Below are 12801 nucleotides of genomic sequence, written 5' to 3' on the forward strand. Positions count from 1 at the left end.
GTCAATTGCTTCTAAGTTTTGTGCTTTATGAGCCTCTTTCAATTTATTTAATGCAGCTTCGATAGGAGCTTTCTTATCAGCAGGAATCTTATCTCCAAGATCCTTCAATTGCTTTTCAGTCTGGAAGATTGTTGAGTCTGCATGATTGAGCTTATCAATACGCTCTTTCTCTTTTCTGTCTGCCTCAGCATTTGCAGCAGCTTCCTCCTTCATTCGTTTGATTTCATCTTCACTTAATCCTGATGAAGCTTCGATACGGATCTTTTGTTCTTTTCCTGATGCCTTATCTTTTGCTGTTACGTTTAGTATACCATTGGCATCTATATCAAAAGTAACTTCAATCTGAGGTACACCACGTGGAGCAGGTGGAATTCCATCAAGGTTGAAAACTCCAATTTGCTTGTTGTCTTTTGCCAAAGAGCGTTCTCCCTGTAGTACGTTAATTTGTACAGATGGCTGATTGTCTGCAGCAGTAGAGAATACTTCACTCTTTCTGGTAGGAATAGTAGTGTTTGCATCAATAAGTTTAGTCATAACACCACCTAATGTTTCAATACCAAGTGAAAGAGGTGTCACATCCAGCAACAGTACATCTTTTACTTCACCGGTTAATACAGCTCCCTGAATAGCAGCTCCAACAGCAACAACCTCGTCAGGATTTACACCTTTATGTGGTTTTTTGCCAAATAGAGATTCTACCAGATCTTGTACAGCAGGAATTCTTGTTGATCCACCAACAAGGATAACCTCATCAATATCAGAATTAGTCAATCCTGCATCTCTCATCGCGTTATGAATTGGCTCTTTACATTTCTGTAAAAGATCATCAATCAGCTGTTCGAACTTAGCACGTGTAAGTGTTTTTACAAGATGCTTTGGAATACCGTTTACCGGCATTATATAAGGCAGGTTTATTTCAGTAGAAGTTGCACTTGAAAGTTCAATTTTAGCCTTTTCTGCAGCCTCTTTTAATCTTTGAAGTGCCATAGGATCTTTACGCAGATCGATACCTTCATCCTTTATAAACTCATCTGCCAGCCAGTCGATAATTCTATGGTCGAAGTCATCACCACCAAGGTGAGTATTACCATTTGTAGACTTCACTTCAAAAACTCCATCACCCAGCTCAAGGATAGAGATATCAAAAGTACCACCACCTAAGTCGAATACTGCTATCTTAGAATCCTTGTTCTGTTTGTCAAGACCATAAGCAAGAGCAGCAGCAGTTGGTTCGTTTACAATACGACGTACAGTAAGACCTGCAATTTCCCCGGCCTCTTTAGTAGCCTGGCGCTGTGCATCGCTAAAGTATGCAGGTACAGTAATAACAGCCTCTTTAACTTCCTGACCAAGATAATCTTCTGCAGTCTTTTTCATTTTCTGAAGAACAATGGCAGAAATTTCCTGAGGTGTATAAAGTTGTCCGTTAATGTCTACTCGAGGTGTATTGTTATCGCCACGCACCACTTTATACGGTACACGGCCAATTTCCTTCTGTACCTGTTCATATGTCTCACCCATAAATGTTTTTATGGAAGAAACTGTATTATGTGGATTTGTGATTGCCTGACGTTTTGCAGGATCACCTACTTTACGCTCACCGTTTTCAACAAAAGCAACAACGGAGGGTGTTGTGCGTTTTCCTTCGTTATTAGGTATTACAACAGGTTCATTGCCCTCCATCACAGAGACACAAGAGTTAGTTGTACCTAAGTCGATTCCGATTATTTTTCCCATTTTTGTAATCTATTTAATTTTATATAGTTTATATTTCTTATCAATTTGATATATTCTTCTTATCATCTCTTTCTCAAATCTTGTGCCAAAATTTTGATGGAAAAGCAAATCTGCCATAATGACTGATATAACTATCTCCTTTTTTTAGTTTTTTTGCTGTTTTCATTCTTTTCAACATATTTTTTTTACCTTTGGATTATTAGTTCAGAGTGTTTTCATTTTTGGTTTAAAAATCATTAACCAGTCAAAGCACTTTAATTTAATGTTTCAATTCTTAACACTATTAACTATGTATACAAAACAAGACCTGGATTTACTCAATAAAAAAGGAATCTCGGAATCTCAGATTGAAACACAACTGGATTATTTCAGATCCGGCTTCCCTTTCCTGCAGATTGAATCCGCTGCATCAATTGGGAAAGGTATTTTAAAAATTGAAGAGGAGGATGAGCCTAAATATATAGAGGCTTGGAATAGATATCTTAATAGCAATAAAAAGGTGACAAAATTTGTGCCAGCTTCTGGAGCAGCAAGTCGCATGTTTAAAGATTTATATGCTTTTTATAATTCTGATTATGATGAACCTGTAACTGATTTTGAAAAAACATTTTTTGAAAATATTCAGAATTTCGCATTTTACACTTCACTAGATGAAACTTGTAAATCATTAATAGGTAAAAGTGCATCAAAATTGCTGGAGGAGGGGAGTTACAAAGATATTATTGCTGCATTACTTTCAGCGGATGGCCTTGACTATGGTAATTTGCCAAAAGGGCTATTGCTTTTCCATAAATATCCCGAAGGCAACAGAACACCTGTGGGAGAACATTTGACCGAAGGTGTACTTTATGCCAAAAATGCAGACGGGTTGGTAAATGTTCATTTTACTGTATCTGAAGAGCATCTTCAATTGTTTGAACTGTTGGTGGCTGCAAGAAAAATAAATTATGAGCAAAAGCTTAATGCGAAATTTTCTGTAACATACAGTATTCAGAAACCTTCAACCGATACAATTGCTGTAGATATTAACAATGAACCCTTCAGAGATGAAGATGGTTCACTCCTGTTCCGTCCCGGTGGGCATGGGGCATTGATAGAGAATCTTAATGATATTGAAACAGATATTATTTTTATAAAGAATGTTGATAATGTTGTTCCCGACAGATTGAAAGAAAATGAAGCTCATTATAAAAAACTACTGGCAGGAGTTCTTATCACAGTACAACAGCGTGCTTTTAATTATTTAAACAGACTAGTGTCAGATGATGTAAGTGATGAGGAGTTATCAGAAATGCTCTCATTTACCAGGAATGAACTTTTTATTACCACAAAAGAGGAGTTTGAGACAAAAGATGATCTTAAAAAGTATCTGAGAAAAAAACTTGATCGTCCATACAGAGTATGCGGTATGGTAAAGAATGTGGGTGAACCTGGAGGCGGACCTTTTATTGCAGTTAATCCGGACGGCACCACATCACCTCAGATTCTTGAGAGTTCTCAGATAGATAAAAATAATCCTGAGGCAATGGATGCTTTTAAGAATGGTTCTCATTTCAATCCTGTTGATCTTGTTTGTGGAGTAAAATGTTTTCAGAATAATAAATTCAATCTGACAAAATACGTGGATAAAAATACAGGATTTATATCCCAGAAATCAAAAGATGGAAGAGATCTGAAAGCATTGGAGCTGCCGGGACTATGGAATGGAGCTATGAGCGACTGGAATACCATTTTTGTTGAAGTACCGATATCAACCTTCAATCCTGTTAAGACAGTAAATGATCTACTGAGGCCGGAGCATCAATAATTCTCTGTTTTTACTCTCAATTGCAATATTTCAGCCCTGAAAACGTTTCATGTAATAAAACAGGGAATTGAAATACTACTTATCATATGCTTTAATACTGGTTTTTGCATTACTGCAGTTATCCTGTAAACAGGTTAAATTGAGTGATGCCAGAGATCAGTATGTAAATGGTCTGTATTACAAAGCTTCAGAGTCTTATAGGAAGTTATATAGTGAATCTCATGGCAAAAATGAGGCTATTCGTGGAATAATTTCATTTGAAATGGCAGAGTCTTACAGGAAGTTAGGACGAAGTGCACGTGCTCTGTCGGCATATAGAAGCGCAATCAGGTATAAATACCCAGATACTTTAATGTATCTTCATTATGCAAAAATGCTTCATAAAGAGGGTGAATATGAGTTGGCAATTGAAGCCTATGATGAATTTTTAAAACTATCGCCGGGTAATATATTAGGAATTAATGGCAAGAAAGGTGTTGAACAGGCAAAGGAGTGGAAAGAGAATCCAAAACGATACAAGATAGAAAAATTAGATGTTTTTAATTCCGGCGGGTCTGAGTATAGTCCCTTTTTATCACAAAATGGTGAAGTGATCTATTTTACATCATCAGGGAAAGAAGCTACAGGTGAAGAAAAAAATCCTGTAACAGGAACTAAATACAGTGATCTGTTTATTTCAAGAAAGAACTATAGGGGTGAATGGCAAAAACATGAATTGCTTAATCCTGATATTAACAGTGCATTTGATGAGAGTACTCCTTCAATAACCAAAGATGGAAGATATCTGTTTTACACTGCCAGTTATAGCGATCGTGAACAATTAACAAGACCTGAAATCTATATATCTAGAAGAATAAATGGTTTATGGACCAAAGGAGTTCCATTTGAAATTAATAATATAGATTCTACTGCGATATTTGCCCATCCTTCGATTTCACCTTCAGGAAGATACCTCTATTTTGTATCAGATATGAGAGGAGGTTATGGTGGAAAAGATATTTGGCGTGCCAGACTTTCATCATCATTTAAAGTAGATACAGTTGAAAATATGGGTCCAATAATAAACAGTTCCGGTGATGAATTATACCCCTATGTCAGAGATGATAACAGTATATATTTCTCATCTGACGGACATCCCGGTATGGGTGGTTTAGATATTTTTGAAGCATATTATAATGATAAAATGAATGAGTGGATAGTTGAAAATATAAAATCACCTATTAACTCATCACAAGACGATTTTGGAATTACATTTGAACCTAAAGTAGAGAAAGGGTATTTTAGTTCTAACCGTAATGATGTTCGTGGTTACCATCATATTTATTCATTTGAGTATCTGCCTGCAAGAATAATAATAGAGGGTTTTGCAGTAGATCAGGACGATGAATTTATATCAGGAGCCACTGTCTCAGTAGTAGGGAGTGACGGTTTTCAGAGTAATTTTATAACAAGCAGTGAGGGTGTATATAAATTTGAAGCAGAAAAAGATAAGACCTATTTACTTATGGCAAGTGCTGATGGCTTTCTGAATCAGAAGAAAATGCTGCACACAGCTAATTTGGAATCTGATACTACATATTATGTAGATTTTGAGATGATTCCATACAATAAACCTGTCATTCTAGATAATGTTTTTTACGATTTAAACAGTGCTAAACTTAGACCTGAATCTAAATCGGCTCTTGATGAGCTGATTGCACTGCTTAACGAACATCCTGAAATTTCAATTGAGTTAACTGCGCATACCGACCGGTTAGGTGATGAGGGGTATAATATAAATCTTTCGGCCAATCGTGCTAAGTCAGTAGTTGATTACTTAGTTCAGAATGGAATAGATCAATATCGGCTAAAAGCAAAAGGGTGTGGTAAGTCAGCCCCAAAAGTAATTAACAGAATTATTGCTGAAACATATGACTTCTTAAAAACTGGAGATATTCTTAATGAGGAATTTATAGGAAGACTTACTCCAGAACAGCAAAAACTTTCAGATCAGTTAAACAGGAGAACTGAATTCAGGGTTTTAAATCCTGAATAAATCAATATCACTAAAATGGAATCTCCGAAATAATATGTATTTTTGTTTGTTAGAGTTCCTGTTTGAAATAAGGATTTTCAAGTGAGGTTTTGTTTAATATATGCTGAAATCATTAACAATAGAAAATTATGCACTGATCGACTCAATTCACATTGAGTTTGATACAGGACTGACTGTTATTACAGGAGAAACAGGTGCCGGCAAATCTATTCTTTTAGGTGCATTGTCACTAATTCTTGGTCAAAGAGCTGATAGTCGCCATATTAAACATGGTGAAAGCAGATGCCTTATAGAAGGGGTATTTGATATTTCAACTTATAATCTTAAATCTTTTTTTGATGATCATGATTGGGTATATGATGGTAATGAATGCATATTGCGTCGAGAAATATGGAGTACCGGAAAGTCACGTGCTTTTGTAAATGATTCACCTGTTTATCTAAACGATCTGAAAGAAATTGGGGAAAAGCTAATTGATATTCACTCACAACATCAAAACCTTGCACTTAATGATAACCTGTTTCAATTGAATGTGGTTGATACTCTTGCAAGGACAGGAAAAGAGCTGAGAGAATATGTAGATGCATATAAAGATTATCGCTCATCAGAAAAAGAATTGAACGATATGCGTTTGCAAGCTCAGAAAAACAGAGAAGAGGAGGATTATCTCCGGTTCCAGCACAAGGGTTTATCAGAAGTTTCACTTAAACCCGGTGAACAGGAAGAACTTGAAGAAGAGCTTGAAGCATTAACTCATTCAGAAGAGATAAAGTCAGGTTTATTTGCAGTAATATCGATGCTTTCGGAGGATGAGAATAATATTGAATCTTTACTAAAATCAACAAAGGATACACTGCAAAATGTGCAGAATGTATATCCTAAAGTGGCAGAACTAACTGAAAGGGTGATGTCGGCATATATTGATTTAAAAGATGTTAGAGACGATGTCTCACGTAATTTTGAAGAGATTGAATATAATCCCGAACGTCAGCAAATAATAGAAGAGAGACTAAGTGCAATTTACAATCTGCAGAAAAAGCACTCTGTTGCAACAGTAGAAGAGTTGATTAAACTACGGGATGAAATAGATGAACAGCTGAAAAATATTGACTCGCTGGATGAAAAAATATCGGTACTTGAAAAGAAGACAGCCGAAAAACGCACTATAATGCTTAAAAAAGGCAAGTCATTAAGTAAAAAAAGGCAAGAGGCAGCTCCTGAGATTGAGAAACAATTGATGGAGAGACTTGCTTATCTGAAGATTGCAAATAGTCGCTTTAAATGTGAATTCAAAGAAAAATCAAACCCTGACATAACAGGTATAGATAACCTGGAATTTCTGTTCTCAGCCAATAGGAATACATCTTTACAACCCGTTTCCGAAGTCGCTTCAGGCGGAGAGATATCACGCCTGATGCTTTGCCTGAAAGCTATGATAGCAGGTGCAACCGCACTCCCTGCAATTATATTTGATGAGATAGATACTGGTACTTCGGGAGATGTTGCAGACAGAGTAGGAACAATAATGAGGGAGATGAGTCGCGAAATGCAAGTTATTACTATTACACATTTGCCACAGATAGCTTCAAAGGGAGATGCTCACTTTGTTGTTTATAAAGAAGATACAAAAGATGGTGTTACATCAAAAATCAAGGCTTTATCTCATGACGAAAGAGTTGAGGAGGTTGCCCAGATGTTGAGTGGTGCTGAGGTAACATCTGAAGCAATTGAAAATGCAAAAGCAATTCTTGGCATACAATCAGAATAAAAAATATGAGAGATAAAGAAATGATTTTCGGTATACGTGCCGTTATAGAGGCTATTGAGGCCGGAAAAGACATCGACAGAGTATTAATTAAAAGAGAACTGTCAGGTGAATTGATAGGTGAGTTGCAGCGACTTATTCGTGAATATGATATACCTATGCAAAGAGTTCCTGTGGAAAGAATTGACAGGATTACCAGAAAAAATCATCAGGGAGTTATTGCTTTTACTTCAGCTGTAACCTATCAAAAGCTTGAGAATATTATTCCTTTATTGTATGAAGAGGGTAAGAATCCCTTTATAATAGTATTGGATGGGTTGACAGATGTTCGTAATTTTGGTGCTATTGCTCGCACTTGTGAAGTTGCAGGGGTGGATGCAATTGTTATACCCTCCAGAGGAAGTGTTTCTGTGAATGCAGATGCTATTAAGACTTCGGCAGGAGCTTTGCATACTATACCTGTATGTCGGGAAAACAGTCTGAAAGAAGCCATTCTTTTCCTTAAAAATAGTGGAGTAAAGGTTGTTGCAGCATCGGAAAAAGCGGCAGAGCTTTACACAGAAGCAGATATGTCTGTTCCTGTTGCCATATTAATGGGTTCAGAAGATGTAGGTATAGCAGCAGAGCATCTGAGAATCAGTGATGAACTGGTTAAGCTGCCTCAGGTTGGCAATATTAAGTCGCTGAACGTATCAGTAGCAGCAGGTGTTATGATTTATGAAGTTCTTAGACAAAGGCGTAATCAATAGCTCTTTACTACACAAAAAGTTATAAATATACCTTTTAATCTCAAAATTGGTAATAATATGAAAAAAGTTATATCAACAAAAAATGCTCCTGAAGCAATTGGACCATACAGTCAGGCAATAGAGGTTAACGGATTTCTATTTTTATCCGGAATGTTACCTATTGACCCCACTACCGGAAATTTCGTTCCTGGAGGTATTATAGAACAGACTTCACAGATATTTATCAATATTAAAGCTATCCTATCAGAAGCAGGATTGAATATTGAGAATATTGTAAAGACAACCGTGTTTTTAAGTGATATGTCGCTGTTCGATGGGATGAATCAAGTGTATGCAAAACAGTTCAAAGACTCTTTTCCAGCAAGATCTACAGTTGCTGCAAAAACACTCCCGAAGAATTCACTTGTTGAAATAGAAGTAATTGCTGCCAAATGAAAACATTAGGTAATATTATATGGATACTCTTTGGGGGTTTTGTAATCGCAATTGAATATGTAATAGGGAGTATTACCCTAATGATTACAATTGTCGGAATACCTTTTGGTATTCAGTCGCTCAAACTTGCGGAGGTTGCACTATGGCCGTTTGGTAAAAAGGCAGTACATAGCAGTACATCTTCAGGATGCCTTTCACTATTGATGAATGTCATTTGGTTCTTTGTGGGAGGATTGCCAATAGTGCTGACCCACCTGCTTTTTGGGTTGCTTTTTTATATTACCATAATTGGTATACCATTTGGTAATCAGCACTTCAAACTGATGAAGCTAGCTTTTTCCCCTTTTGGTAAAGTAGTGATAAATATAAAATAAGTTTTACTCAAAGATTGCAGGTAAATTTTCCTCTTCCTCTTCCGGCGGATCTTTTTTAACCACGAAGGCACTGATCTCCCATAATGCATAAATTGGCAGGGTAACTACAATAAGTGAAAATGGGTCACCCGATGGTGTTATAAGTGCTGCTGCCAGTAGAGAACCCACTACTGCATGACGGCGGTATGTTCTGAAGAATGATCGGTAAATCAATCCAAGACTGGAAAGTAGCCAAAATACCAGGGGTAGTTCAAAGACTAGCCCCATTATTAGTATAAGAGTATAGAAATTACTCATGTATGAATCAAGTGATATCATATTATCTATAGACTCACTCAATTCAAAAGTAATAAGAAACCTGAAGATCAATGGGAATACTATGAAATATCCTACAAGGCATCCAACGATAAACATAAATCCTCCGAAACCAAAGGCCTGTTTTACACCTTTTGCTTCGTTTTCATAGAGTGCTGGGCTAATGAATTTCCATATCTCATATAATATATATGGGATAGTGCATAGAACTCCAAAAGCGAATGATGTTGAAATATAGGTCATGAACTGTGTAGTCATGTTTATATTCAGCATCTTCACATTAAATGACTCAGCAGAAAAATCCGGTAAGAACGGTATAAATTGGCTCGCCTTATCCAGAAATTTGTATGTTACAAAGTCAGAATTACGCGGTGCTAATATAACTGAGTCAAAAATATGAGGTATTATGATGAATCCTAGTATAGATAAGACTACAACAGCAATGATTATATGAATAATAGTCCATCGGAATTCTTCCAGATGATCCCAAAAGGACATTTCTTTCTCTGCCATGTATATACCCGTAATCTATAGGGGTTCTTAAAATAAATTTATTTATCGCCTGTTGTTTTATTATCTGAAGGATCTGCTTTGATATCTTCTTCAATATCATTCAACCCTTTCTTAAAGCTGTTAATACCTTTTCCGAGGCCTTTCATGAATTCAGGTATTTTTTTACCACCGAAAAGTATCAGAATTACTATAACAATAATAGGTATTTCCCAACCGTTTAAATTAATAAGTAATGGATTCATAGGTTTTTATTTATTTGAAATGTTTTTATTGATGTTTAATCTTTATTGATTTTGTTTTTCTATCTATCATAGACATTGCAAATGTATGGCTAATTTATGAAACTAACCAACTGTTTTAATATAAAGTTTGAAAAAACGGGACTCAATGTATCTGTTAAATCTCGGAATGTATGTTAATAATTAAATCCATATAAACCGGTAAATGATCACTGAACCCAGCGTTGTATCTGGGCCCTAGATTGGTTCTGAACGGCTTTTTGCCATAGTACCCGTGATCATCTTCCAAAAGAAAGTCTGCCTTATAAATATGTGCCAGTCTGTTTTTAACAAAGATATGGTTATTTGTATCTAAAAGATTTCCGGAAACTATTATATGGTCGTTTATATACCATCTTCCCTGATATTTATATGTTCCGATTTCAGAGTTATTATTTTTTCTATAAAACAGATTGAAAAGTTCCTTTTCTATTTCTGATTCTGAGTCAGATTGTAATATGTCATTATAAAGATCTGTACTATTAGCCCTGAGTATTTCTGACATACTCTTATCACTGGGTTGATCGTTAAAATCACCCATAATAATAAAATTTGCATTATTGCGCTTTAAAAGCACACTGTCTACTATGTTCCTTAGAGCTTTAGCTGATTCAATTCTTGCCGGCTCTGTCTCTTTCTGTCCTCCACTTCTCGAAGGAAAATGGCAAACAAATACATCAATGGTATCTTTACTTAAAACAAGTCCCGTTACATGTAGTATATTACGGGTTGGTTTTATATTTTTTTGGTTTAATCCGATTTTGTACTCATTACTTTCCAGTGGTTTAAACTGATGCCTTTGGTATAGCAAGGCATTATCTATTCCTCTATTATCTGGTGAATTTGTCATTACATACTCATATCCCTGAGCCATGAGTGGAGATCGATTGACAAGATCGAATATAACGCTGTCATTTTCAACTTCACAAAGACCAACCAGTGCCGGTGATTGCATGCCTCCGACTGCTGTAATGACTCTTGTAATATCCTGAAGTTTTTTACGATACTTCCAGGGTGTCCATTTCATAAAGCCATCAGGCAGAAAATCATTATCATCCTTTGCAGGATCATCTATTGTATCAAATAGATTTTCTACATTATAAAACATTACACGGAAATTGTCCTGAGAAACAATTTCCGTGAATGATATTAATAAAAAAATATTCAATATGAAAAGTCTGTGACCTAACATTTAAATATCACTGACATCTATTCTACATCTTCTGAAGATACATTTTCCAATATTTTTACAAGGAAATCCCAGAATTTTGCAACAGAGGAAATCTTCATTTTCTCATCGGGTGAATGAACATCAGTCATATCCGGCCCTATAGAGATCATATCCAGGTTTGGATATTTTTCCAGGAATAATCCGCATTCAAGACCAGCATGAATTGCCTTTACTTTGGTGTCTTTATTAAAAAGTGCCTTATATTCTCTTTGTGCCAGTTTAAGCAGTTTGGAATCCGGATTTGGCTGCCAGCCCGGATATCCATCGTTATGTAGAACTTTTGCACCTGATAGCTCAAATACTGAAGATACCATATTTACAATATATCTTTTTTGTGACTCTACTGAGCTTCGCTGACTAGTGCCTATTTCAATCAGATTGTCCGGCAGTATTTTTATTGAAGCCAGATTCGTTGATGTCTCAACAAGTCCAGGAATGTCGTGACTCATTCCAATAACTCCATGAGGACATGCATTAAGTGCCAATATTAGTTTTTCTGTTGTTTTTCTGTTTATAACTTTTGAAGGAATTTGCACTGATTCAAGCTGAATATCAAGATTGGGTTCAGTATGTTTCAATTCATTCTGTACATCTGCTAGAAATGTATTAAGTTTTACTCTGATATCCTCTTTATATTTCTCTTTTACTCCTATCAATGCATATGCCTCCCTTGGTATGGCATTGTGGAGATTGCCACCTCCAATTTCGGAAAGTATCATATTATATTTTTTCCTGGAAATGGAGTTTAAAAATCTTGCAAGAATTTTATTGGCGTTTCCGAAGCCTTTATCAATATCACTGCCTGAATGGCCTCCTCTTAATCCTTTTACATTTACTTTGAACCAGAAGTATTTTTTAGGAGCATCTTTCTCTTTATATTTGAAATATGCCTTAGTTCCTTTACCACCGGCACATCCAATATAAATCTCTCCTTCTTCTTCCGTATCCAGATTTATAAGAAGATTACCTGTCAGAAAATCTTTCTCAAGAGCGTTGGCACCTGTTAATCCGGTCTCTTCATCAACTGTGAAAAAGGCTTCAATTTTACCATGTGCAATTTCATCGGATGCCAGTACAGCCAATTCAGCTGCAACACCAATACCATTATCAGCTCCCAGTGTAGTACCGTTAGCTTTTACCCAGTCACCATCAATGATAGTCTCAATAGGATCATTGTCAAAATCATGTTCCACGTCTGAGTTTTTCTCACAAACCATATCAATATGAGATTGCAGAATTACAGTTGGCAAGTCCTCCTTACCAGGTGTGGCCGGTTTGGTTATAAGTATATTGCCTGCCTTGTCCTGCTTCACTTCCAGACTGTGTTTTTCAGCGAAATCAAGTAGATATGCTCTGATCTTATCCTCTTTTTTAGAAGGTCTAGGTATTTGAGTTATGTCATAAAAATAACCCCATATTGACGAAGGTTCTAAATCTTTAATTGTCATAGTATGTTTTATTGAAATGTTTGTAATCGATAAAAATAGGTGAAAAAAAACCTTCATGCAATAATTTTAGCATCTTTAATAGGAAAATATCGTGATTAATTAGGTAAATAATCT

Annotated in this window: 11 protein-coding genes; 6 read left to right on the plus strand and 5 right to left on the minus strand. The window is 36.0% G+C overall.

Annotation, left to right across the window (positions count from 1 at the left end; all coding sequences use genetic code 11):
- A partial coding sequence (dnaK, locus tag PHO43_RS06255; RefSeq protein ID WP_288011659.1) for a molecular chaperone DnaK occupies nt 1-1737 on the minus strand: 1737 nt, incomplete at its 3' end.
- Between the two features lie 289 nt (nt 1738-2026).
- Between dnaK and PHO43_RS06260 the strand changes: the two genes are divergently transcribed.
- The 6 genes from PHO43_RS06260 to PHO43_RS06285 all read left to right on the plus strand — a co-directional run bounded on the left by PHO43_RS06260 (nt 2027) and on the right by PHO43_RS06285 (nt 8902).
- Nucleotides 2027-3544 carry a DUF4301 family protein gene (locus PHO43_RS06260; protein WP_045090184.1) on the plus strand — a complete coding sequence of 506 codons (1518 nt, stop codon included), beginning with the start codon at nt 2027-2029 and terminating at the stop codon, nt 3542-3544.
- Nucleotides 3545-3611: 67 nt separating this feature from the next.
- Entirely contained in the window at nt 3612-5579 is a 1968-nt protein-coding gene (gene porE / locus PHO43_RS06265) for a PorE family type IX secretion system protein (protein ID WP_288011661.1), read from the plus strand.
- A 100-nt stretch (nt 5580-5679) separates the two neighbouring features.
- Nucleotides 5680-7347, plus strand: a complete 1668-nt coding sequence (recN, locus tag PHO43_RS06270; protein ID WP_045090182.1) for a DNA repair protein RecN — start codon at nt 5680-5682, stop codon at nt 7345-7347.
- A 5-nt stretch (nt 7348-7352) separates the two neighbouring features.
- Nucleotides 7353-8093, plus strand: coding sequence for a 23S rRNA (guanosine(2251)-2'-O)-methyltransferase RlmB (gene rlmB / locus PHO43_RS06275; RefSeq protein WP_288009985.1), 741 nt, complete (start codon nt 7353-7355; stop codon nt 8091-8093).
- Between the two features lie 57 nt (nt 8094-8150).
- Nucleotides 8151-8528 carry a RidA family protein gene (locus tag PHO43_RS06280; protein WP_045090180.1) on the plus strand — a complete coding sequence of 126 codons (378 nt, stop codon included), beginning with the start codon at nt 8151-8153 and terminating at the stop codon, nt 8526-8528.
- Complete coding sequence (locus PHO43_RS06285) at nt 8525-8902, plus strand: YccF domain-containing protein (RefSeq protein WP_045090179.1); 378 nt, start codon at nt 8525-8527, stop codon at nt 8900-8902. The genes PHO43_RS06280 and PHO43_RS06285 overlap by 4 nt, the downstream gene beginning before the upstream one ends.
- 3 nt (nt 8903-8905) lie before the next feature.
- On the opposite strand, the gene tatC is transcribed toward PHO43_RS06285, so the two are convergent.
- From tatC to PHO43_RS06305, 4 genes are all read right to left on the minus strand, one after another.
- Nucleotides 8906-9730, minus strand: coding sequence for a twin-arginine translocase subunit TatC (gene tatC, locus PHO43_RS06290; protein ID WP_045090178.1), 825 nt, complete (start codon nt 9728-9730; stop codon nt 8906-8908).
- A 38-nt stretch (nt 9731-9768) separates the two neighbouring features.
- Nucleotides 9769-9972, minus strand: coding sequence for a Sec-independent protein translocase subunit TatA/TatB (locus tag PHO43_RS06295; RefSeq protein ID WP_045090177.1), 204 nt, complete (start codon nt 9970-9972; stop codon nt 9769-9771).
- Nucleotides 9973-10126: 154 nt separating this feature from the next.
- On the minus strand, nt 10127-11116 hold the full coding sequence (locus PHO43_RS06300; RefSeq protein WP_053826377.1) for an endonuclease/exonuclease/phosphatase family protein: 990 nt from the start codon (nt 11114-11116) through the stop codon (nt 10127-10129).
- Between the two features lie 101 nt (nt 11117-11217).
- Complete coding sequence (locus PHO43_RS06305) at nt 11218-12687, minus strand: aminoacyl-histidine dipeptidase (RefSeq protein WP_053825947.1); 1470 nt, start codon at nt 12685-12687, stop codon at nt 11218-11220.
- Between the last annotated feature and the right edge of the window lie 114 nt (nt 12688-12801).

Source organism: Lascolabacillus sp. (assembly GCF_028696275.1).
GTDB lineage: Bacteria > Bacteroidota > Bacteroidia > Bacteroidales > Dysgonomonadaceae > Proteiniphilum > Proteiniphilum massiliensis.